Here is a 22,379-nt window from a genome sequence, read left to right as displayed (position 1 = left end):
TTCCGTCGAAGGTCGGTCCGGCAGAGGCCATCGCCACCTGTGCGGAGGCGGCTAGCCCGACGCCGGATCGAGTTCCTGGCCCTTCTCGGCAGCGCCGGGCGCGCGGGAAGCGGGCCAGCCGGGAGGCGGGGCAGGGGCGCCGGTGATGGCGTGGCCGGTGCGTTCTTCGATCAAGGCCGCAAGCTGTGCGGCACGGGCCTTGATGAGCGCATGGGACACCGTTGCGGTCGCGTCGGGTAGTTCGCGGGGGCCGATGACGCACACCGTGCCGAACACGGTGCCGGTGGACTGCTCGGCGACGGGGGCGCCGGCGTAGGCGCGAATGCCGATTTCGGATTCGACCGCGGGGTTGCCGGAAAACCCTCGCCAGGCGAGGACGTCCGGCAGGACCAGCGCCAGTCCCCGATCCACCACGTCGGGGCACCATCCCTGGTCAAGGCGCATGGTGCGGGGCGCTGGCCGCTGCCCGTGCGGGCTGTGCAGCCCGATGAACACCTGCCGGTCGGTGACGAGGTTGGCCATCGCGTACAGGCCCTGGGCGACCGGGCCGAGTTCGGCGGCGAACGCGGCGGCGGTCTGCGCGGCGAACGCGTCGAACTCGGCGTCCTGGCCCAGGCCGCCGACGCCGAGCCGGGCCACCACCTTGGCCCGCTGCCCCGCCTTGGCGTTGTGCTCTGCGCGGACCGGTGCGTGCAGCCGTAGCGAAGGGTCGTAGGTCATGGCAGCATTCCGGTCGGCTGGTCGGGACCGGCGGCCGATCGCCCGGCCGGGAGGGGAGTTGTGAGCTCTTGCAAGGCGTGCAGGACAAGCGCCCTCAGCACGCCGAGGGCCGAGCGGAAGTCGCGGGCGTCGCAGGTCTGCACCGGCACCCGCGTCGGCAGTTCCAGGGCCTGGCGGACGGCCTGGACCGAATGCCGGTGGGCGCCGTCGAACTGGTTGACCGCGACCACGAACGGCGTGCCGCGGTCTTCGAAGTAGTCGATGCAAGGGAAGCAGTCGGGCAGTCGCCGCGTGTCGGTCAGCACTACCGCGCCGACCGCACCGAGCGCCAGGTCGTCCCACAGCAACCGGAACCGGTCCTGGCCAGGCAGCCCGAACAGGTGCAGCGCCGAGCGCACCGGGACGGTGAGGGTGCGGATCCCGAAGTCCATCGCCACCGTCGTGGTCGTCTTGCGGTCGATCCCGTCCAGGGAGTCGATCTGCTCCCCTTCGGCGGTGAGGATCTCCTCGGTGCTCAGCGGCGCGATCTCGCTCAGACACCTGACCAGCGTGGTCTTGCCCGCGCCGAACCCGCCGCCGATCACGATCTTGAACTGCACGTCCGGTGCGGGAATCTCCACCGCGGACCTGGGCAGGGGCGAGAGTTCGCGCGGGGAGGCGCCGGGGGGCGCGCTCATGAGACCTCCAGTGCTTGGAGGCCGTCCAGCAGGTGCCGCAGATTGTGTGGGCTGTGCGGGTCGGTCGGCGGCCGTTCGGCGGGGTCGGCCAGGACACCCTGGTCGATCAGCCCCGAGGCGATGATCTTGGTGACCAGGACCGGGAGGCGAAGCAGCCCCGCGACCTCGACCACGGTCCGGGCCCGCTGCCGGCACAGGTCGAGGGTCGTGGCGGCCTCGGGCTGCAGCGCGCCGGACCGCCTGCCGGTGGCGTTCAGCACGGTGTCGTAGCGCATCGGGTGCCGGGGCCGGGTGCCGCCCATGGTGAGCATGTAGGGCCGCAGCACCTCCGGGTCTCGCTGGGTGATCCACACCGCGCCCGGCTCACCGCTCATCGCCGGTCCCAGCGTCGGTACGGGCAGTGCCGAGCCCCACTCCGGAACCCGCATCGCCCCCCGAATCGACTCCCGCATCGAGGGGCGCGGTGCGGGCGGTGGTGCCCAGGTGCTCGGCGACGCTGGCGATGAGCGCCGACATCTCTCCACTGAGCAGGCGGGCGTCGGCGGTCTTGTCGGCCAGCACCACCAGCAGGGCCCCCACGGCGCTCAGCCCGGCATTCTGGCCGGTGTCGCGGCCGGGGCCCTGGCCGTGGTGGGTGCTTTTGATGAACAGGACCTTCTGGTCGAGATCGACGATGATGTGCCGGATCCGGCCGCCGGGCGGGGCGCTGATGTTCCCGGCGGTCCGGGCAGTGGAGTGCAGCGAGGCCGCCGCAGCCGCGAGGCTGGCCGTCTCGTCCTTGGGCAGGCGCGCCGAGGACATCGGCAACCCGTCCGGTGACGCCAGGACCGCGGCCAGGGTGCGCGGCGCCCGGGACAGGAAGCTCTCCAGCAGCCACCCCACCTCGCCCGTCGTGTCGGAGGGAGGAAGCAGCGCAGCACCTGGCCCGGTGGGCTCGGCGAGCGGGGGGAAGCTCATCGGTGTTACCTCCTGGAGCAGACGCCGGTGTGCACAGCCGCACGACCAGCGGATCGGGATGACAAAGAGGGGAGGGTCACTCCACGGGCCGCTCGCCGGGAGAGCCGCCTGCGGGCCGGTCGGAACTGCAGCCGCGGGCATGGTCGTGAACGCCCTGAAGGAACTCGACTGCCGGATCGACGTCCGGATCGACGTCCGGATCGACGTCCGGATCGACGTCCGAGGTGAGGTGGGGACCGGCACGCGGACCGGCTTCGGTCGCGGCGCCCGGCACCCTCGATGGTGCCGGTGCCGGTGCGCGGTCTGTCGGGCGCCGGGGGAGCGGGAGTGGTTCACCTGCCGGGGCGCCGTCCCCCGGGCCGGTCGGCGGGGCGGCCGCCTGATCGCTGGTGGGGTCGGGGCGCTGCGGCCAGTCGGGCGGTGGGGAGCCCGGTCGTGGTGCTCGCATGCCAGTAGGTCCCGCCATGGGTCCGGGTGCGATCGCGGTCACAGTCGGAGCCGGGGCGGTGGTGAGTGCGGGCGGCGGCTCCCGCAGTAGAACCGCGGGCAGGTCGACCACCGCGCGGGTGCCGCCATCGTGCGGGTGCAACTCGACCCGCACCTGGTGGCGCTTGGCCAGAAACGCCACCACCAGCAGCCCGATCGGGCCGGTCACGATCTGCTCGCTGACGCGCACGGCCTCCGGGGCAGCCAGCATCTGTTCCAGCGCCGCCCGTTTGTCCGGCGCGATCGGTAGTCCACGGTCGGCGACCTCGATCCGCACCCCGGACGCGGTGCGCGTCGCGGTCAGCAGCACATCGGTGTCCGGCGGCGACCAGCGTGTCGCGTTCTCCAGCAACTCGGCCAGCAGCACCATGATCTCCGCCGCAGCCTCCGGGACCAGGTTCACCTCGATCTGCGTCGGGGGGACACGCACCCGCCGGTAATCTCCCACCCCGGCCGTCGCCTGCCGCAGAGCCAGCGACAGCGGCAGCGGCTCGGGCAGTTGCCGCGCTGTCGCGCCGCTCAGCACCGCCAGCCGTTCCAATCCCCGCAGTGCCCGCATCACCAGATGGTCGATCCCGAACAACCGGTGCAGCAGCACCGGGTCTTCCACTGTTCGCAACGTCTCGGTCAGCGCCTCCAGCATTCGCCACACCAGCGTGTGCTGTGGCCGGGCGATGCTGTCGAGCAACTGCTGCTCGGTCACCTCACTGCCTGGTCCGAACCCGGCGCCCGGACCCGGCCACCAAGCCGACTCCACGGGTTGGTGCGGTGCGTGCGGGACGTGCGCCTGGCGTGCCAGCCTGGCGGCGACCGCCGCAGCCGCACGCTCGTCGTCACCGGCTGCTGCGAACGGCTGATACCACCGGTACGAACGATCGCTGTACCCCACCAGCGGCCGTTCCCAATGCCACTGCAACCCGCCGCGGGTGGGCAGCAACACCACGGCGCGCCCCTCGGCGACATCGGTACGCCACGCCCGGACCGCGAGCGCGCCACGCGCCACGCCGTCCTGCCACCGCAGGGTGATGGCCCGCAGACCGTGGCAGGTAAGCCGGTCGATCAACGCGCCCGCGTGGTCGCTGGCCGGTCGACCGTCCGGCGCGTCGAGGACGGTAGGCCACTGGGAAGGCGTCATGACATCGCTCCGTAGCTCGCAAGGGGCCGCCTCACCGGACCGCGGTGGCTCCGGCCGCCGATCACGACCGCGCCCGCTGAAGCGTCCCGCCCCCGACACTGCAGCTGTCCGTTCACGGTGCTGAAGGGCGCGGTCAGAACCGGTGCCCGATCGGCGGAGCCAGAGTTGGATCTGGGCGTGACACTGGGCGATGTGAAAGCGCCGCGCGCCAGGACATCGCTCATCTCGCCCTCCCCGGCGAGCCGGTGAGAAGAGCGGGAAGCTCCAGCAGATCCGTGATCAAGCGCGCACCGGCAGGAACTTCCGAGCCGGTCGCAGGCCGCTGACTTTGCTGCCCGACCGATACCTGTGGGTCGTGCTCGGGCGGCGCGACCACCACCACCCGCATTCTCGCCGCCATCGCCGGGCCGACATCGACCAGGCCCTCCGGGCCTACGTAGCAGACCTGCTCGGTGGGCCGCCCGGCGGCTGCGGTGATCGTCTGGACGGGGACCGTACGCGCCGGGTCCGCGCTGTCGCCGGAGGGCACCACCACCACCTCCAGTCCCGCCTCCCGCAGCTGGGCCAGCACCGGCAGGACCGCTGGATCGGTGATCAAGGCGGTGTCCAGCAGTCGCGCGACGACACCGAGGTTGAGTGTCAGGAACCCCTCATAGCCGCTGGGCACCACACGCTCCAGGCGCGTCCAGTTGGTCGTACTGGTCACCAGCACTTGGTGGTCCACCGCGACGCACCGGATCTCCGGCCAGCCCGCGATCAGCGATCGCCCCCTCACCGCGCCACCTCCCGGACCGGGATGTGGGCGACAACGCACCACAGGCGGGCGCCGCTGGTGGGTGACGGCCCGCGCTCGACCAGGCCCGCGGCGACGGGCCCGATCCCGGTGTCATCGGGGCGCATGCACCCTCCCCACCCCGGCGCGGGCTTCGACCGCCTCGCCCCAGCAGTCCACGTCCGGGTGCTCGGGACGCCAATGGTTCGGCGCGACCAGGCCGGGCCCCGCCGGACCCGGGTCCACCAGCTCCAGCCCGGTGAAGGTGAACAATTCCGCGATCTGCGCGGGCTCGCGCAGCACGTATGGGGCGGCGCCGGAGGTGTTATAGGTCTTCTGCGCGGCGCCGCGCCCGCACGTCAATTCGACGCCGTCGCAGATCGCGATATACGAGCCGTCCGGTAGGTAGTGGGCCCACCAGTCGACCAGGCCCCGCGCATCACCGGATTCGGGGATGTGGCCCAGGATGCCCAGCATCATCACCGCGACCGGACGCTGGAAATCCAGCGTGCGGGCCGCCCGCCGCACGATGAGGTCCGGGTCGCGGGCGTCGGCCTCGATGTAGTCGGTGAGGTCCTCGGGAGCAGAGGTCAGCAGCGAACGGGCGTGGACGAGCACCAGCGGATCGTTGTCGACGTACACGGTCCGGGCGCCTGGGGCGGCGCGCTGGGCGACCTCGTGGGTGTTGTCCACCGCGGGCAGCCCGGTCCCCAAATCCAGGAACTGGCCGATGCCCCGCCCGGCGGCCAGATGACGGACGGCACGTTGCAAGAAAAGCCGCTGCGCCTTAGCGAGGTCCACAATATGCGGATAATCACGGAAGTAGCGGTCGCCGGCCTCGCGGTCGACCGGATAATTGTCTTTTCCGCCGAGCCAGTAATTCCAAATCCGTGCCGAATGCGGAACCGTGTCGTCAATTCCGGCGTTATCGCGATTAGCGGGATTGCGGGTCATGCGCCGCCTCCGATCGGCATGGTGGCCGACCACACCGCGGTGTCGATCGGACGGCGGAAAACGCGCTCGTGCACGCCGGTCAACTCGCCGTCGCCCAGCAGCGCGGCGACGTCCGCAGGGCCGCGCAGGTGCGGCGTGGGCACCTGGTGCGCGGCGCAGACCCCCTTGAGGGCCACCGCCGCATCGGGAGTGCCGGTCAGGTGCACGACGCCCAGGTGGCTGCCCGGCGCCAGCACGGTGCTGAACGCCGCGACCATGGCCTGGGCCGCCGGGGCGTCCAGCAGTTCCCAGGCGTCGATCATCACCACGGCGACCGGGCGGGACAGATCCAACTCGCGCGACACCCCGTCCAAGATCGCGACAGGGTCGTCCGGGGCCGCCTGGATACATGGGCAGGTGGGGCCGGACTCGGTGCGAAACAGCGCCCGGGCGTGGGCCGCGACCACCGGGTCGGGCGAGACGTACACGGTCTTGGCCTTCGGGATCGCCTGCTCGGCGATCACCTGAACCTCCTCCAGCGCCTCGTCGACCACCCTCGGACGCTGTGGGCCATGACGCAGCTCAGGCCGCGGGAAGTCCGCGCACATCACAACGAACTGATCAACACCGTGGCGGTCGGCCGACTGCTCGACCAGGCGGCGACGTGCCAGCAGGCGAGCCCGCGCCAGTTCGCCGTCCCACGCGACCGCCTTACGCAGCGCCTCAGCGAACACCCGGTGGCTCTCGAAATAGTCGCCACCGCCGAGGAGGTAGTTCCACACCCACGGCCAGGGGTTCTCCTCCAGCGGGTCTTCGCCGGCCTGCCAGCCACCGGCGGCCACGCCGCCGGTCCACCCGTGCACTGTCGAGATGGTCACCGCGCCGTCACCGCCCCAGCCCGAAGGTCGCGGTCATCGACGCTGCGGCCATCGGGGCGGCGGGCGACCAGACCGACGACCCGGGCGTACTCACCCACCAGGCCGTCGTGCGGGCGTGGCAGCCCCCACCTGGCCACATCGCACAGGCCGGGCGGATCGACCACCTCCCAGTCGGCGACCAGCCCGCGGATCTCCGACTCAGTGCGCAGGCGGATCGGGCTGGTAGCGCCCTGATAGACCTGCTCCACCCCGGAAACCCGACGCGCCTGGCTCGCCACCGCCATCGCGTGCGACATCACCAGCGCGCTGCCCGGCGCCACCCGCTCCCACAGGCCCCGCAGCACCCCGCCGACCAAGTCATCGGGCACGAAATGCGCCACCGCCGCCAGCACCACGACCGTCGGAGCATCCACGTCCAGCACCCTGCGCAGGGCCGGGTTGCCGAAAATGCCGTCAAGGTCGGTGACGTCGCCCTCCAGCACGCCGTAGCCGGGCCGCGTGCGAGAGTGCGCGAGAACCACCGAGTCGTTATCGGCCCCGACCACCACGGCGTCCGGGCGCACCCGGCGGACCTGATCCTCCACACTGGGCAGCGGGACGTCATCGACGATCCCCGGACCGATCTCCAACACCTGCCCGACGCCGTAGGCTCCGACCGCCCACGCCGCAGCGCGCCCGGCGAAAAGAAAGTTCTCCCGTGCGACCTCCACGGCGTCCGGGAGAAGCTGCTTCACCCGTTCCCCGGCGACCCGATCCACCTCGAACCACGACTTCCCGCCGAGAAGATAGCTGTAGACCCGAGCTGGGCTCGGCCGCTTGAACGACAGGTCCGGCGCGGCGCTCATGACTGCACCGCCCCGACACTGGAAACGGCGGCGGGCCTGGCGGTGTGGGGCGCGGCCCGCCGCCGTGCTCGTGAGACCGCACGGCCCGGAACCCCCCAGCCCGTAGAGGGCCCCCGGGCCGTGCGGTCAGCCCCAGCGCTCACGGTCTGGGGCAGGGAGAGGGTGGCGGGGGGCGCTGGACGGAGAACGCGCCCTCCCGCCCCCCGAGGACTGGTGTCGGTGGCGAGGGCGTCGTCATCGATGAGCAGGGATTCGCAGACCTTGGCGAAGGCGGCATCCAGATCGTCGGCCGGGCCGAGGATGTCACCGGCAGACCAGCGCAAGAGTTCCACAACTCCGCCCCGGAGGATGTGAAGATCGCTGGCCAGCAGTTCTTGTCCTGCATGGTTTAGGTAGTCGCCGTTGGCCACGTGCAGTGTGATGGGGTCGGCGCTGACGATGAGCTGAGTTCGGAGCCGGGTCTGGCCGAGTTGGCGCGCCAGCGCGGTGAGGATCATGACGTCCTCGTGTTGGGTGCCGTTCACAGCCACCTCCTCCTCCGGAGTTGAGGACTGTTAGCCAAGCCTGCGGGAACGACGCCGCAAACCGCCCGATCGACGACTGGCCAAGCGATTGCTTGTTGCCAAATTGGAAACCAGGCTGGCGGCACCGTCCGGGGCGCTGCCTTACTGTGATGGAAACAATGAGAAATCTCTGCCGACAACGAGTGGCCGGAGAAGCGGGATGTCCCACAAGCGGCCTCTGTGCCCGAGGTGTAAGGCCACCCGGCTCAGCCGGTACAACCGCGAGGCGCTATGTCTGTCTTGTTCCTCCATGGCGCCGACGTTTCGCGGTCAGGCCCCGACATGGCTCTGGGATTCTCCGAGGCTGCGTCAGGCGTTGGTCGACCACGAACTGGGCGAAGCGGTACGACTCGTCCGCGAGGCCGCCGGCCTCACTCAGGAGCAGATGGGTGCCCTCGTGCCTGGTTGGAACAAACAGATGGTCCATCGCGTCGAGACCGGGGCACGCGGCACGCTGTTCGACATCCGCGGGCTCCTGGCCTGGGCAGATGCGGTTGCGATGCCGCGCGAGGCGCTCTTGCCGGTGATCCTGGGTATCCCGGATGCGACAGTGGAGATCTCGCCCTCTGGACATTGTGATGAGGAAGATGTGGACCGTCGCACGTTCCACGGCACCGCCCTCGCGCTGACGGCCGGTGCCCTATTCCCTGCGGCTGTTGCGCCTGTCGACCGTGTGGGGTACGCCCACCTGCACTACCTCCAAGCGTGTACCGAGGAACTCTATGCCCGCGACTGGGCCATCGGTGGAGCCTCACTGCTGCGGCAGGCCACATTACTGTTCCAGCAGACCAAGAATCTGATCGGCGAGGCTGAGTACCCAAACCGCCTGGCCCCTGATCTTCTCGGGGTCTGCGCGAACCTGGGGGTGTGCGCCAGCTTTATCGCCTTCGACGCCGGCGACCTGGCGACCGCGCGACGCTTGATACAGGACGCGCGTGAGTTGGCTGACGGCACCGAGGACGGAAGCCTGAGGGCGCATGTCTACGCCATCATGGCGTTGCAGTCGACATCGCTGGCCCGATTGAGCGGCCGCCGGGGACCCGCCCGCGAAGCCCTGCGATTCTTGGACCGCGCAGAAGAGGCCGCCCGGTATGAGATGTCCCCGAAGCTACGCGCCTTGATCAATATGCGGCGCGCGACCGCAGCGGGACTGCAGAATGAGGAACACACCGCTCGGACCGCGTTGCGAACCGCCTACCGGGACCTTGACCGCGGGCCCCACCCTGACGACCGGCCATGGTTTGGGTTTGTCACTCATGCTGAGGTACGGGGGCATGAGGCGCAGATGGCGGTCGACACCGGAGACTTCGTTCGCGCCGCGAGCCTTTATCAGGCCACCCTTCAGGAACCGATGCTGCCACAACGGAATCGGACCTTCTATCAGGCGCAACTGGCGAACGCCCAACTGAAACAAGGAGATCGCCGCGGAGCCTTCAAGAACGGCAGGTCGGCGTTGACCACGCTGGAGGAATCGGTGGGTTCTGTTCGGGCCCTCAACATCCTGCGACCACTCCGTGATCTCGGTGACGAGGAGTTCGCCGACCGATTCGCCACGGTGGCCGTCGCCATGAGCCGGGAATATCGTGCTTTTCATGATGAGTGGGTATGAGTTGAGCTTCCAACGGTTTGACGCGCGGCAGGCACGCGCTCTCCGCGACATGGTCGAATCCATCTACATCGACGCCTACGCAACCACCATCGCGTCCGGACACGAGTTCGACTCCGTCGAGCAGTTCATGCGTCGATTCGACGCCTACACCAAATCGGACCGGGGATTCGAGTTGGTTGTCGCCTACAATCAGGACGGTGAGGCGATCGGGCAGGCGTGGGGCTGGCCGCTGGGTCCCGATGCCGCATGGTGGGACGGACTGGTTGAGGAGGAGCCCGAGCCGGGTTTCACCCGGGAGACCGGATCCCGGACCTTCGCCCTCAGCGAGATCATGGTGCGGGCGAACTGGACCGGCCAAGGTGTCGCACACCGGCTCCACGACGAGCTGTTGGGGCCTCGCCCGGAGACCCGTGCCACCCTTCTGGTCGAGCCTGATAACGAGAGGGCCTACCGCGCGTACAAGGCGTGGGGCTGGCGACAGATCGGCCGCCTGCAGCCCCGATGGGAGAACGCGCCCACCTTTCACGCGCTGATCCTCCCGCTCCCGTTGAGTAGAAGGACATAGCGGACCGTTGGACCTCATGGACTATGCGGAGGAGCGACTACCTGCGCTGTGAGTGCGTGGAGAACGGCCATGACGGTTGCTGCGCCAATGATCTCGCCGCGCTGGATCCTCTGATGAGCTTCCGCCAACGGCATCCAGCGGACCTCCTCGGCCTCATCGACGTGGGGCTGGCCGACCAGATCTGCACCGTGCGCCAGATACAGATCCTGGGGAGCGTCCGCAGACCCGATCATCGGCTGGAACGAGAGCAGGAACTGCAGGTTCTTCGGCCGCCATCCGGTCTCTTCCTCGGCCTCGCGCACAGCAGCAACAGCCGGGTCCTCGCCCGGCTCGGCGTATCCGCCCGGCACTTCCCAGTCCCACTGGTCGACGATGAACCGGTGTCGCCAGATCAGCAGGATGTTCTCGCCGGCCTCGTCGAGCACGGCCGTCATGACGCACCGAGGGACTCGGAAGACGTACTGGTCGAACACCACCCCATTGGGCAGTTCAACGTTGGCGATCGAGACCCGAATGTGGGGGTTCTCGTCCACGAGACGTTCGCCGTGCACGACCCATTTGGTCCGTTCGCTGTGGCTCTCGCGCGTCACCGGCATGACGGTACCAACCTGAACCGGATGACCATCCAGTCGCGGCAGGCTGGCCGAGGTTGCGGCGACCGCAACTGAGCACCAAGCCGGGACCGGCCGCGGTGCGCCACCCGATCACTCGGGCGCCATGCGCCCTAACAGAGGAAGGCTTCGGTGTGACCATGCTCGGACTACCACAGTTCCCCCCTCGACCACAGGGCACCGGACCGGTTCGCTTTACTGACGGCCACCATTTCGTCTCGGATCCCGACGCCGACATCGGCCGGATCGCCGAGGAGGTCATGGCGCCTCTGTCGGTAATTGTGCAGGTCACCAAGCGCTGCGACTCCGACTGCAACTTCTGTAGCGAGACCCTCCAACTGCCCGATCCGTCCCTTCAGGAACTGGAGTCGGCGGCAGCGAACCTTGCCGGGGTACGGCGGGTCTTCTTATCGGGCGTGAGCTGCTACTGCGACGTAACCTGGTCGACGTCGTCGGATTGTTCTCCGACTTCATCATCGGACTGCTCACCAACGCCAGTGGAGGTAGGCGGCGATCTTGTGGATATGTTCGTGCGCGCCGACGCGAAGGAGAGGTATGGAGTCGATCTCGGCTGAGCGGCGCAACGAGCTCGTCGCGGGCGCGACCGCGAGCAGGTGGAAGCTTGAGCTACGGGATCGGTACGGCATCGACATCAGCCGGCGTGCCGCTGATCCGGAGGCTGCGAACGTGGTGCGGGCGAAGGCTGTGGAAGCGACCGCAGCGCGGGCTGCCGCGGGGGTCGAGATGCGCCGGATCAAGGCGATCTCCGAACCGGTTTCGGAGTACATGCGCGGGGCCTATGAGTTCTCCTCCCAGCTGGTCGAGGCCGGGGAGGACATCCGCTGGCTGCCCCGCCGCCTGGCGTCCAGTCTGTTCCTGCCGGGCAACGACATGTTCGTCATCGACGGCGCGTTCGTCATGTTCAACCTGCACGGTGGCGAAGACGCCCCGGCCGGGCAGCAGTGGGACGACGTCCCGGCGTTAGTAGCGCAGTGCCGGGAGGCTTTCGAAGCGGCGTGGGCGGTCGCTGTGCCGCACAAGGACTACACGCCCCCAGCCTGAACCGTTTTCCGACCACAGCCCCACAGGCCGTCCCGTCGCTCGCGCATCCCATCGCCAGATCGGCCAAGCACACGACATCATCGAAGCGGTGCCCATGACCCCTTGAGCAGCGAGGTGATCGGTAATGGCACGCCGCGGATCACGGGCGGCAGATGAGGAACCGTCACCGCTGCGCCGGGCTCGGCGGGCCCGGAACTGGACGCTGGAGGAGGTGGTCGAGGAGATCGACCTGCGCACCCCAGGCGGCCATTCCGGCGTCACGCCGAGCATGGTGTCGGGGTGGGAGCTCGGCCGGCACACCACGAGCATCGGCCACCGGGCGACCTTGTGCGCGATCTATGAGCTGCCGCCCGACGCTCTCTTCGCGCACCAGGACCACAAGCTCACCCAACGGTCGACGCTAAAGCTCCTGGCTGGATTCCCCTCCCTTCAGCAGGCTCTCCTGGCCACCGTGCAGGGCGCCCGGGAATGTCTGGTGGTGATGGGGTCCAGGTCCCGGGACGCCGACTACCTGGCAGCCATCGAGATGGCCCTCACGGAGCGGCCCGCGCTGATCCACTACCGGGTGCTGTTCGGTCTGCCGCACCACCAGGTACTCCACGAGCATCTGCTGAGGCTGTTGCGGCTTCGGGACCCGGCAGACCGTAGTCTCGGGGTGAAGACGCTGCATGTCGGGCTGATCGACGACGTGGCAGCGCCGGAACGGTTCTTCTGCGCCAGCGAACGGCAGGCGGTCGTGCCGATACCATCGCTCACCTCCCACGAGGCGTTCGACTCCGGAATAGCGCTGGGCGCGCTGGAGGCCGCACGGCTGCTGGACCACGGCCGGCAAGCCTACGCCGCGGCCCGGAAAGTGGAGACGGCCCAGGACGTCGAGGTCTTGGACGTCCTACGGAAAGGAGGCGCACCGGCGTGACCGGCACCGAGTTCACCGAAGCCCTCAAACTCGCCCTGGACGACTACGACAGTGTCATCGCCCTCACCCGCGACCTGATACGCATCTCGAGCCGTGGCGGCATCGACCCCTACGAGCCGGTCTTGGCCGCGATGGAATCCTGGTTGGCCGACCACGACCTGCCCTATCGGCGGCTGAACGGACCGGAGCAGACCCCGGTCGCCCTGGTCAGCGAGATCGTCGGCGACCGTCCCGGCCCCCGATACGTGCTGGATGCGTGCCTGGACACCGCTCCGTTCGGAGACGAAACTGCCTGGACCTTTCCGCCCACCTCCGCGGAGATCACCGACGGGTGGATGCATGGCAGGGGGAGCGCGGACTCCAAAGTGGGTGCGGCGACCTTCGCACACCTGGCCGCCCGGCTCCATGTCGCTGGTGGCTTCGCCGGGTCGCTGGTGCTGCTGTTCGACGTGGATGAGCACTCCGGCGGATTCGGCGGTGCGAAGTCCTACTTCGACGGCCCCGACGCACCCGCCCACGTTGAGGGAGTGATGATCGGCTATCCGGGGGCCGAGCACGTCATTGTCGGCGGCCGCGGTGTCTTGCGCGCCCACGTTCATGTCCGTGGCATCGCTGGGCACTCCGGCGGAAGCAAGACCGTGCCCAGCGCGATCGCCAAGGCCGCCGATCTGGTCACCGCTCTGCACGCCGCACAACTACCGGCAACGGGTGGGGGCGACTTCCCGCTGCCCGGAAAGGTGACGGTCACCGCGATCAACGGAGGTGAAGGCTTCTCCGCCGTCGCTGACCTGTGCGTCTTGAACGTCGACCTGCGGCTCACCCCCAGCTTCCCCGACCAGATGGCAGCCGGGCTGCTCCAGGCGCAGACCAGCACCGTCGACCGGTCCTGGCCAGGTACCCCGGCGACGCGGATCGAGATCAGCACCCGCTGGCCGCAGTACGCCCTTCCAGCGTCATCGCCTCTGCGCACCGCATTGCTGGATGCCGCTCGCGCCGTCGGGCTCGCACCCACTGCGAAGGTCGCCGGTCCGTCCAATATTGGGAACTACCTGGCCGGGTTGGGTATCCCGGCAACCGCCGGGTTCGGTGTCGACTATCTCGCCCTGCACGGCACTGACGAGCGCATCCGCCTGGACACGATCCCCCAGATCCAGGCCGCCTACCACCAGGCGCTGCTCGCCCTCCTCACCTGATCCGAACGGATCGGTCAGCCTGCTGAGTAGGGCGGACATCGCTGGCGTCGACAACCGATCGACAAGGTGTCGACAACGGCACGACAACCTGCGCGCTGGAACCCTGTTGCGCGCCGGGTGATGGTTCAGGCAACAACCCACATCACCTGGGAGGCGCTCATGAGCACAGCCACGCTCGATCCCGCCCTGGCCGATCTACAGCCGCCCGCCGCGGCTGCGACGCCAACCAGCGGCGGACTGTTCACCGGCCGACTCGTCCTGACGGTCCAGACCCCCGCTGAGGCGCACGAGACCAAGAAGCGTTCGGGGTCCTCCGACGGCGCCCAGACCTACGACACCCCGGTCACCTGACCAACACCTGAAGCTCAACTTCAGGCCCGCCGCTCGGTCCGGGCCCGGCACCCCTGCGGGGCCCGGATCACGCCCATCCCATTCGCCCCTCTCGGAGGAGCACTTCGTGCTGACCCTTCGCCTGACCCCCTACGCCTCGGCGACCTGGTCGTGGACTGGTGCCAGCTACGTCACAGCCGAGGAGACCAGCAGTGTCACGCCCTACAGTCACCCGATGGTCGAGCAACTCGCCGTCACCGATCAGACACGGACCCTGCTGATCGTGCGGGAACGCCTCGCAAGCCGGGCCTCGGCAACGCCAGAACTCCGCACCCTCACCCCGGCCGCCTACGACCAGGCGGTGGAAGCCGCCGAACGCTGGCCCGCCGACATCGTCATGATCGAGACCGAATCCGACCGGCCCGTGCGGATCACCGCCGGAGCGGCGCGGACCACACCCTTGTACCTCGCCCATCAGGGCGGCACCCTGCACGGGTCCTGGGACATGGCCAGCCTGAAGTCCTATGCGACCGGGATCAATCCGCGGGAGGCGGCCCGCCTGCTGATCTACCGGCCTCGCTACGGCTGCGAAACGCTGTTCTCCGGCATCACGCGGCTCACTGAGCGGGCCACCGCGATCTTCGGCGGAGCGCTGCACCTGCACTACCCCGAGCCCGCACTGCACTCCGCACCTCGCGAACTGGCCCCCGATGGCGACGTACTGGCTGCGCTCACCGAGAGCATCGACCTCGCCCTAGACCTGCGTCCACTGGAACCCGCCATCACGGTGTTCCACCTGACCGGCGGGTTCGACTCCGGCGTCATCGCCACCCACGCCGCTCAGCGCTGGCCCAGCCAGCTCACCACCGCGGCTCTGCTGGTCATCGGCACCGGCCGCGAGCAGCAGGCCCGGCGCCGCACCCAGATCCGGGACCATTTGCCGTTCGGCCAGCATGACCTGCTGATCGACTGCGCCAAAGCCGCGCCGCTGCACCCCGACTGCCCGCGCGTCCGCGGTGAGCTGATCAGCCCCTACGAGGAGCCGCTATTCCTGCCGTTCTCCCGCCTGGCAAGCCTCATCGCCGACCATGGTGCCCAGACCCTGGTCACCGGGCTGGGCGGGGACGAAATGGTGGCGTTGTCGCCGACCGAGTCAGCCGTGGTGGCCACCGCGAACGACCACATCACCGACAAGCTGCCCTGGCTCGGCCCATTCGCACGCTCCGCCCTGGTCTTCTCCGAGGACGGCATCGCCCCGCCCGCGGCGGTGAACGCGATCACGCTGCTGTCGCTGGAGACCACCGCGCCGCCGCTGCTGCGCGCCGGGATCTGGCCGATCCACCCCTTCACCCACCCTGGCATGATCAACCTCGGGGAGCAGCTTCCGCTGGACTGGCGCGAGTTCAAGAACCTCCAACGCCGCCAGCTCGCCTCCCTGGGCCTCAGCCAGGACGTGTGCAACCCTGTCGAACGCGAATCGTTCGTCTGGCTGGTCGAACACTCCCTCAAGACCTACGGCATCCCGATCCTGGAGAACGCCCTCGCCGATGGGTCACCGTTGTTCGACGCCGGTCTCGTCGACCCAGACGTCCTCAAGTCCACCATCAGCGAGATCGAGCACCAGCCCTACGACGAGGAATTCCACGCCAAGCTGCTCCAGGTCATCGACCTGCACCTGGCCGCTACCGCATTCCTGTAGCAGCCCGGGCGAACCTCTCGGTCAACTCCAGCCGCTCGGCAGCGCGGGCCATCATGTACAGCCGGTGCCGCCCGCGCTCGACCTCCCGCACCAGCTCATACCCCTGGGATTGGTAGTACTTGGCCAGCTCAGGGAACAGGCAATCGCGCCGCACCCAGCAAGCGCCGCGCTGCGCGGCCTGATCCACCGCCCACCACGCCATCAACGTCCCCGGCTTCACCTCGCGGAAGCACGGGTCGGTCACCGACGTCGTCATATACAACGCCGGCTCGGTCTTCTCCGCCTCGGTCCACCCCCACGGCGGGCCCTGCTCCTGCAGCGTCGTACGCCCTAGGACCCGTGACCCGTCCAGCTCCAAAACCCACACATCACCGCACGGGTTGTCGCACTGGGACACCAGATCGTCGATGCTCGGCCGCCAGCTCGGCAACCCGCGCTCTTCCATCCAGTCACACCGGGCAGCGATCAACTCCCGCACCGCGGGCCCATCAGCAGCGCTCGCCGACCGCATCACCAACACGCGCTCCATCCTGCCCTCTCGCACGGCCTACAGTAAGAGCCCAGCCGAACCTGGTCAGCTTCTACACGAACGCCCGCAACTCAAGGTGTCGGCAGGAAGACAGAGGTCCGTCGCGCCGAAATCGCTGCCCACGCGCCAAACTCAGTGCAAACTCTCAGGCGGCGCACGGTCCCGGGTCATGGCCGACCAGCCGGTGCCACCGCTCGGTGAAGGCGGGGCGCTGCTTGTCAACGACACCGTCCGGCGCGACGACAAGGCGCCGTTCGGGCAGCTGATACCGGTCCCCGGCCGGTTCGAGCAGCGCGGCGCGGGCGATGTCGAAACGGTCGTTGCCGAGTTCGGCTCCGTGCCCGGATGCGAGCCGACCGAGTTTGCCGAGCATCTGGGCGCGGGTGCCGGTCGCCAGGCAGGTGACGCTGCGCCACACCATGTCGCGCCGGGTGGGGTCATCGCGGCGCGGGTGGTGGATGCGCCGCACGTCGTAGACCGCCCAATCGCTTGCTGCCAGCAGATCCGGCTCCGCTGGAGGAACCCGAGACGGTCGACGACCGCCGCGCTGCCGTGGGGCTCCCGCCATTGGCCGACTCCCTCCAAAACGGTCCGCGAACACAATCAATGACAGCCTGATCGCGACCTATACGGGCCAGTTTGAGACCCCTTATCGGGATGCCGGGAAACGGGGCCGAAAGTGTCCGCCGGGAAGAGTAAGCTCGTCCTTTAAACGCGAAGACCCCGGCGCATGCGGGTTAGCGCGAGCACCGGGGTCTGTCTTTGATTCGCACCCAGACCATATCCCGAGGCATTCAGCCGAGCCACACCGGGCTACCGGGCTGTTACCTGTTCGAGCCCAACCTCATGCGCCGGGCCCCATCCTCAAGGAGGTCTGGATGCAGCTCGTCAACGCCCACATCACCTACTACCGGTCGATCGAGGACTCCGACCGGCTGGACGTCGAACCGGACGTCACCTGCCTGGTCGGCAAGAACGAGTCCGGCAAGACCACCGCGTTGCAGGCCATTTATCGTCTCAACCCGGTCGAGTCCTCGGCCAGGTTCGACGAGGTGATCGACTTCCCGGCGCGCCTGACCCGCAAGCGCAAGGAGTTCCCCGGCGACCGCATGATCCCCGTGGTGGTCGCAACGTTCCGCTATGACGACGAGGAGATGGCCGAGATCGAGAAGGATCTCGGTGCCGGTGCCCTCCGCACGCCGGAGTTCACCGTCACGATCGGCTACCGCGGCAGGTCGTCCATGACGTTCGAGCACTCCTACGACGAGAAGAAGATCGTCGAGCACCTGCGGTCCCGGCTCGATCTCTCCATGGGAGCCGCCAAGGACGTCGACGCCGCGACGACCGTGAACGGCCTTCTGGAAGCGCTGGACGGTCTGCAGGAGCCGCCGTCGTCCGCCCAGCGGCTCGCCGAGCGGATCCACGGCTGGCGGGACGAGCGGATCGGGTGCCACCTGCTCGACACCTACGCCATGCCGAAGATGCCGAAATTCGTCTACTTCGACGACTACGACACCATGCCCGGCAAGGTCTCCATCCCCGCCCTGATCCGCAAGCGCGACACCGAGGACCTCACCCGCGGCGAGCACGCGCTGCTGAGCCTGCTGGCCATGGCCGGCGTCGAGCTGGAGGACTTCCACAACACCGACCAGCACGAACACCTGATCCGGGAACTGGAGAACTCCGGCAACGTCATCTCCGACGAGGTGTTCGACTACTGGACGCAGAACGACCAGCTCGAAGTCAAGCTCAGCGTCCTGCCCATCGAACAGGGCGCCAGCCCGCCGTTCAACGAAGGCCCCATCCTGCAGATCCGGGTCCACAACCAGCGCCACCGCGCCTCGGTTCCGTTCGACGAGCGCTCGCGCGGCTTCGTCTGGTTCTTCTCCTTCCTGGCCTACTTCACCGACCTGGAAGAGGCGGCCACCAACGATCTGATCCTGCTGCTGGACGAGCCGGGCCTGTCCCTGCACGGCCGCGCGCAAAAGGACCTGCTCCGCCTGATCGACAGCCGCTTGGCCCCCAAACACCAGGTCCTCTACACCACGCACTCGCCGTTCATGGTCGCGCCCGACCATCTGGACCGCGTCCGCACCGTAATCGACCGCGACAAGGTCGGCACCAAGATCTCCTCAGAAATCTTCAAGGCCGACAGCGACACCGTCTTCCCGCTACTGACCTCCATGGGCATCGAGATGACCCAGACCCTGTTCGTCGGCGACCACACCCTGCTCCTGGAAGGCCCCAGCGACCTGATCTACCTCGACATCCTGTCCGACCAAGTCGAAGCCAACGGCCTAGAAGGCATGGACGCCCGCTGGGTCAAGACCCCGATCGGCGGCTCGGGGAAACTGTCGACCTTCGTCACCCTGCTGGGCGCCAACAAGGTCCACGTCGCCGTCCTCGTCGACTCCAGCACCAAGGACGTCGGAGCCGTCAAGCACCTGCGCGACAACGACCAGCTCGCCGCCAACGGCCTCATCGAGATCAGCGAGTTCACCAGCACCGCCGACGCCGACATCGAGGACCTCTTCGAACCAGACTTCTACCTCGACCTGGTCAACCGCGCCTACGCCAAGCAGCTCGACACCCCGATCGCCGCCACCGACCTCAACACCAAGGACCCGCGCATCGTCCGGCAGGTCGAGGCCCACTTCCGTAAGCACGACATCGCCGGCGGCAAGCTAGACCACTTCAAGCCCGCCGCCGTCCTGCTCCGCCAGCAACACGACGTCCTCGACCAGCAGCCCATCAGCCAGACCACCATCAACCGCGCCTCCCAACTGTTCACCCGACTCAACGCGCTGCTCCCCTAGAGCAGATGCGGGGCCCGCCTGACCTGGCGGGCCCCGCACCCTTCCTGGCCCGGCCATCGCCCGCGGCGCTGGCAATCAATCGCGCGTTACTCTCGGCCTCGCGAGCTCCAAGAACACACCATTTCCGCCAAAGCGCACCCGGCAGCCCGGTTGAAAAGGTGAACTTGACAGGGAACTGCGGTGAAGCGCTGATCCAGGGCCGTCCGGCGTGTGCGTTGGAGGCGCGATCATGTTCGGTGGGGAACCCAGGCAGCCACCCGGCTGATCGTGGCCGAGTCCGCCTCCTGTTCCGCTGAGGTCACTGGCGGTCGGGGCGCGGCACGTCTACCTTCGAAAGCGTTCCGAACCGACGAGGAGGACATCTTGGGGAAGCGCGAGAAGCCGCCGCCGCCTGATCCGCCGCCTCCGCCTCCGCCCAGTCCGGATAAGCAGCCTGACGGCGGCGGGAAGCGTGGGAAGTGACCGCGTCGAACGATCGGGACGAGCGGCTCGACATGCTGATCGGCCGGGTTGAGGCGAAGGGGTACCTGCCGCCGCCGGCCGAGGACTGGAAGCGGGCGCTGCGGGCGGTTCCCCGGCACCAGTTCGTGCCGGATCGGGCGTGGGTGCTCGCCGATGAGGCGCATCCTGCGCACGCGATCGACAAGGCCGCCCGCCCAGACGAATGGTGGGAGGCGGTCTACCTCGATACGCCGATCATCATCCAGGCCGATGACGGGGCAACCGACCACACGACTGGGCAGGGCACCGCCAGTTCGTCGTTGTCGGCTCTGTCCGGAGTGCTGTACAACTTCGGATTCGTCGACTTGGACGAGGGCCATCGGGTGCTGGAGATCGGCACCGGGACCGGGTACACGGCAGCGCTCACCGCGCGGATTGTCGGGAAGGCCGGCGAGGTCGTCTCGGTCGAGGTCGACGCCGCGCTCGCAACCCAGGCCGGGGAGAACCTCGCGGCCGCGGTTCCTGGGCGCGGCGCGCCGACGGTGATCGTGGGGGACGGCGCCGACGGATACGCGCACGCCGCGCCGTTCGATCGGGTTCACGCGACGTGCTCAGTCCAGTCGATTCCGTACGCGTGGATAGAGCAGTGCAGGCCCGGCGGCCGGATCGTCACGCCGTACGGGGAGTGGTTCGGGCACGGGCTGATCGCCCAGGTCGACGTGATGCCGGACGGCAGCGGGCTGGGCCGGTTCCCGGGGACCAGCGGCTACATGCATCTGCGGTCGCAGCGACCGGTGGACGGCCACGCCGCCGCGTGGTCGTCCGCCGGTGCGCGAGTCGGCCAGACGCGGGTCAACCCGCGCACGATCGCGTACGCGCCTCCTGCGGCGGATCTGGTGATCACGCACCTGGCGCCGGGGGTGACGGCCCGCCGTCCGGCCGACGCGTTGTGGCTGTTCGACGGGTCCGACCCCGACTGCTGGGCCGTCGCGACGTACGCCGAGTTCGACGACGCCTTCGAGGTGCATCAGCACGGCCGCCGCGATCTGTGGGACGAGGCGGTGGAGGCCTACTTCCAGTGGCAGCATTTCGGCCGTCCTGGCCTGGACCGTTTCGGGCTCACGGTCACTCGGGGTGGCGGCGAGCTTTGGATCGACCGGCCGGGCAACCCGATCATGCTCCAGGCGGCCGGTAGGGAAACCACGCCTCTCCCGGCCCCGTCACGCGCAGCGGTGGGGTGAACGGCGGGGGCGGGAATCGGGCTGCACAGTACTGGGTGCGGACCAGTTCTCCCAGCGCGCGGCGCCGGGGCTGAACCGGGGATCGCCAGGGATGCACTCGAACCAATGCGCGACAATCTCGGCGCACCGCACACGACCAGCACGAAAATGCCATGAGATGTGACCCACACCATGGACGCGGACGACTGGCCGGCACTTGCAGCCCGCATTCTCGACAAGGGTCCGTGACGTTCGCTGGGCTGCTATCCCTGAGCGCGTGCGGGGATCGGAACCATCCCCGCGTGCGCGGGGCCGACACCACGGCAGCCGTGGTCTATTCGATCTACCAAGAACCATCCCCGCGTGCGCGGGGCCGACGGTGATGTACAGGTGCTGGTCCGGGCCCAGGACGAACCATCCCCGCGTGCGCGGGGCCGACCACCGGCCGCCCTCTTCCCATACCCCATCGCGCGAACCATCCCCGCGTGCGCGGGGCCGACGACCGAGCCCAAAGGAACGCGCTTGTGCGAGCGAACCATCCCCGCGTGCGCGGGGCCGACTGAGGCCACGGATCTCGGTCATGACCGCCTCGCGAACCATCCCCGCGTGCGCGGGGCCGACGCTGGGGTGAGCGCCAGGGCCAGGTGACCGCCAAACTATCCCCCACGTGCGCGGCGCCGAGTTCGCCGCGTGGAGAGGTCTGACGACCACGAGTGAATCATCCCCACGTGCGCGGGGCCGACAACGAACGCGCCCTCGGCACCGACGGGAACCTGGAACCATCCCCGCATACGCGGGACCGACTGGGCAACGCGGTCGACCGCAAGCTCCGCAAGCGAACCATCCCCGCATGCGCAGGGCCGACGACCAACCAATGATCAACAGGCTTCGGTCTGCGGAACCATCCCCGCATGCGCGGGGGCGACTGCAGGGCACGGGCAGCTCGCTGACACTCGTTCGAACCATCCCCGCATGCGCGGGGCCGACTCCGCCACATCGGCGAAACCCGCCGACCCCGAAGAAGCATCCCCGCGTGCGCGGGGCCGACGGCTTCGCGTACCTCCGCGTAGAAGCCGCCCTGGAACCATCCCCGCGTGCGCGGGGCCGACGACACGGCCGTGCGGACGTTGCCGCGGTTGAACGAACCATCCCCGCGTGCGCGGGGCCGACCTACTCGAGGTCTACCACCTCGGCCGGACGGCGGAACCATCCCCGCGTGCGCGGGGCCGACTTCATGCAGAACACCGTCGCCCTGGGATCGCGCGAACCATCCCCGCGTGCGCGGGGTCGACAGGATTGGGGTGTCGGCCAGAACGTGACCGCCAGAACCATCCCCGCGTGCGCGGGGCCGACGTGGTGTCCCATGAGGGGGACCCGGATCGGGTGGAACCATCCCCGCGTGCGCGGGGCCGACACAGGAGC

At 68.8% G+C, this 22,379-nt stretch carries 24 protein-coding genes and 2 CRISPR repeat arrays (1 of these 26 cut by a window edge); of the genes, 10 read left to right on the top strand and 14 right to left on the bottom strand.

All coding sequences use genetic code 11. From position 1 onward, the window contains the following. Window positions 1-51: 51 nt before the first annotated feature. The 11 genes from FXF65_RS37835 to FXF65_RS37790 form a co-directional block, all read right to left on the bottom strand. Window positions 52-720, bottom strand: a complete 669-nt coding sequence (locus tag FXF65_RS37835) for a GAF domain-containing protein (protein ID WP_148355003.1) — start codon at window positions 718-720, stop codon at window positions 52-54. Beyond that, on the bottom strand, window positions 717-1,397 hold the full coding sequence (locus tag FXF65_RS37830; protein WP_148355001.1) for a GTP-binding protein: 681 nt from the start codon (window positions 1,395-1,397) through the stop codon (window positions 717-719). The genes FXF65_RS37835 and FXF65_RS37830 overlap by 4 nt, the downstream gene beginning before the upstream one ends. Then, complete coding sequence (locus tag FXF65_RS37825) at window positions 1,394-1,771, bottom strand: DUF742 domain-containing protein (protein ID WP_187412741.1); 378 nt, start codon at window positions 1,769-1,771, stop codon at window positions 1,394-1,396. Before FXF65_RS37825 ends, FXF65_RS37830 begins: the two co-directional genes overlap by 4 nt. Beyond that, entirely contained in the window at window positions 1,761-2,354 is a 594-nt protein-coding gene (locus tag FXF65_RS37820; RefSeq protein ID WP_187412740.1) for a roadblock/LC7 domain-containing protein, read from the bottom strand. Before FXF65_RS37820 ends, FXF65_RS37825 begins: the two co-directional genes overlap by 11 nt. Window positions 2,355-2,430: 76 nt before the next feature. Next, window positions 2,431-3,975, bottom strand: coding sequence for a sensor histidine kinase (locus FXF65_RS37815; protein ID WP_148354996.1), 1,545 nt, complete (start codon window positions 3,973-3,975; stop codon window positions 2,431-2,433). A 220-nt stretch (window positions 3,976-4,195) separates the two neighbouring features. Then, window positions 4,196-4,750 (bottom strand): hypothetical protein, encoded by a 555-nt coding sequence (locus tag FXF65_RS37810; protein WP_148354994.1) that lies wholly within the window; start codon window positions 4,748-4,750, stop codon window positions 4,196-4,198. Next, entirely contained in the window at window positions 4,747-4,875 is a 129-nt protein-coding gene (locus FXF65_RS46065) for a hypothetical protein (RefSeq protein WP_281288996.1), read from the bottom strand. The genes FXF65_RS37810 and FXF65_RS46065 overlap by 4 nt, the downstream gene beginning before the upstream one ends. Beyond that, a complete protein-coding gene (locus tag FXF65_RS37805) occupies window positions 4,862-5,701 on the bottom strand; it encodes an SAM-dependent methyltransferase (protein ID WP_148354992.1) in 840 nt (279 codons plus the stop codon). The genes FXF65_RS46065 and FXF65_RS37805 overlap by 14 nt, the downstream gene beginning before the upstream one ends. Continuing rightward, window positions 5,698-6,543, bottom strand: coding sequence for an SAM-dependent methyltransferase (locus FXF65_RS37800; RefSeq protein ID WP_187412739.1), 846 nt, complete (start codon window positions 6,541-6,543; stop codon window positions 5,698-5,700). The genes FXF65_RS37805 and FXF65_RS37800 overlap by 4 nt, the downstream gene beginning before the upstream one ends. A gap of 11 nt (window positions 6,544-6,554) precedes the next feature. Continuing rightward, window positions 6,555-7,403 (bottom strand): SAM-dependent methyltransferase, encoded by an 849-nt coding sequence (locus FXF65_RS37795; protein WP_148354988.1) that lies wholly within the window; start codon window positions 7,401-7,403, stop codon window positions 6,555-6,557. Next, window positions 7,400-7,927, bottom strand: a complete 528-nt coding sequence (locus FXF65_RS37790) for a hypothetical protein (RefSeq protein ID WP_148354986.1) — start codon at window positions 7,925-7,927, stop codon at window positions 7,400-7,402. The genes FXF65_RS37795 and FXF65_RS37790 overlap by 4 nt, the downstream gene beginning before the upstream one ends. A 289-nt stretch (window positions 7,928-8,216) precedes the next feature. Between FXF65_RS37790 and FXF65_RS37785 the strand changes: the two genes are divergently transcribed. Beyond that, window positions 8,217-9,575, top strand: a complete 1,359-nt coding sequence (locus FXF65_RS37785; RefSeq protein WP_148354984.1) for a helix-turn-helix transcriptional regulator — start codon at window positions 8,217-8,219, stop codon at window positions 9,573-9,575. Further along, a complete protein-coding gene (locus FXF65_RS37780; protein WP_222868953.1) occupies window positions 9,559-10,140 on the top strand; it encodes a GNAT family N-acetyltransferase in 582 nt (193 codons plus the stop codon). Before FXF65_RS37785 ends, FXF65_RS37780 begins: the two co-directional genes overlap by 17 nt. Before the next feature lie 14 nt (window positions 10,141-10,154). Here the strand turns inward: FXF65_RS37780 and FXF65_RS37775 are convergent, their stop codons facing one another. Further along, complete coding sequence (locus FXF65_RS37775) at window positions 10,155-10,730, bottom strand: NUDIX hydrolase (RefSeq protein WP_246199360.1); 576 nt, start codon at window positions 10,728-10,730, stop codon at window positions 10,155-10,157. A 155-nt stretch (window positions 10,731-10,885) separates the two neighbouring features. Here FXF65_RS37775 and FXF65_RS37770 point away from each other — a divergent pair, with 155 nt between their 5' ends. From FXF65_RS37770 to FXF65_RS37745, 6 genes are all read left to right on the top strand, one after another. Beyond that, window positions 10,886-11,326: a hypothetical protein gene (locus FXF65_RS37770; RefSeq protein ID WP_148354980.1), complete on the top strand. Its 441-nt coding sequence runs from the start codon at window positions 10,886-10,888 to the stop codon at window positions 11,324-11,326. Then, window positions 11,307-11,813, top strand: coding sequence for a DUF6879 family protein (locus FXF65_RS37765; RefSeq protein WP_148354978.1), 507 nt, complete (start codon window positions 11,307-11,309; stop codon window positions 11,811-11,813). Before FXF65_RS37770 ends, FXF65_RS37765 begins: the two co-directional genes overlap by 20 nt. Window positions 11,814-12,024: 211 nt before the next feature. Continuing rightward, entirely contained in the window at window positions 12,025-12,729 is a 705-nt protein-coding gene (locus tag FXF65_RS37760) for an XRE family transcriptional regulator (RefSeq protein ID WP_222868952.1), read from the top strand. Then, window positions 12,726-13,922: a M20 family metallopeptidase gene (locus FXF65_RS37755; protein ID WP_187412738.1), complete on the top strand. Its 1,197-nt coding sequence runs from the start codon at window positions 12,726-12,728 to the stop codon at window positions 13,920-13,922. Before FXF65_RS37760 ends, FXF65_RS37755 begins: the two co-directional genes overlap by 4 nt. 159 nt (window positions 13,923-14,081) lie before the next feature. Beyond that, window positions 14,082-14,273, top strand: coding sequence for a hypothetical protein (locus FXF65_RS37750; protein WP_148354976.1), 192 nt, complete (start codon window positions 14,082-14,084; stop codon window positions 14,271-14,273). A 106-nt stretch (window positions 14,274-14,379) separates the two neighbouring features. Next, window positions 14,380-15,951 carry an asparagine synthase-related protein gene (locus FXF65_RS37745; RefSeq protein WP_148354974.1) on the top strand — a complete coding sequence of 524 codons (1,572 nt, stop codon included), beginning with the start codon at window positions 14,380-14,382 and terminating at the stop codon, window positions 15,949-15,951. On the opposite strand, the gene FXF65_RS37740 is transcribed toward FXF65_RS37745, so the two are convergent. Next, complete coding sequence (locus FXF65_RS37740) at window positions 15,935-16,480, bottom strand: GNAT family N-acetyltransferase (RefSeq protein WP_342787788.1); 546 nt, start codon at window positions 16,478-16,480, stop codon at window positions 15,935-15,937. The genes FXF65_RS37745 and FXF65_RS37740 overlap by 17 nt on opposite strands. Before the next feature lie 145 nt (window positions 16,481-16,625). Beyond that, a complete protein-coding gene (locus FXF65_RS37735; protein ID WP_148354972.1) occupies window positions 16,626-16,949 on the bottom strand; it encodes a hypothetical protein in 324 nt (107 codons plus the stop codon). Window positions 16,950-17,358: 409 nt separating this feature from the next. On the opposite strand from FXF65_RS37735, the gene FXF65_RS37730 reads away from it, so the two are divergent. Both FXF65_RS37730 and FXF65_RS37725 read left to right on the top strand, forming a co-directional pair. Beyond that, entirely contained in the window at window positions 17,359-19,296 is a 1,938-nt protein-coding gene (locus FXF65_RS37730; protein ID WP_148354970.1) for an ATP-dependent nuclease, read from the top strand. Window positions 19,297-19,754: 458 nt separating this feature from the next. Then, the gene (locus tag FXF65_RS37725; protein ID WP_148354968.1) at window positions 19,755-20,978 is read left to right on the top strand and encodes a methyltransferase domain-containing protein; all 1,224 of its coding nucleotides are present in this window, start codon (window positions 19,755-19,757) and stop codon (window positions 20,976-20,978) included. Window positions 20,979-21,246: 268 nt separating this feature from the next. Further along, window positions 21,247-21,578: a CRISPR direct-repeat array (repeat unit 28 nt; unit sequence GAACCATCCCCGCGTGCGCGGGGCCGAC). Between the two features lie 93 nt (window positions 21,579-21,671). Continuing rightward, window positions 21,672-22,379: a CRISPR direct-repeat array (repeat unit 28 nt; unit sequence GAACCATCCCCGCGTGCGCGGGGCCGAC) (it continues 1,029 nt past the right edge of the window).

Origin of the sequence: Actinomadura syzygii (assembly GCF_008085905.1) — a bacterium.
Taxonomy (GTDB): Bacteria; Actinomycetota; Actinomycetes; order Streptosporangiales; family Streptosporangiaceae; genus Spirillospora; species Spirillospora syzygii.
This window is presented reverse-complemented; position numbering and strand designations above follow the sequence as displayed.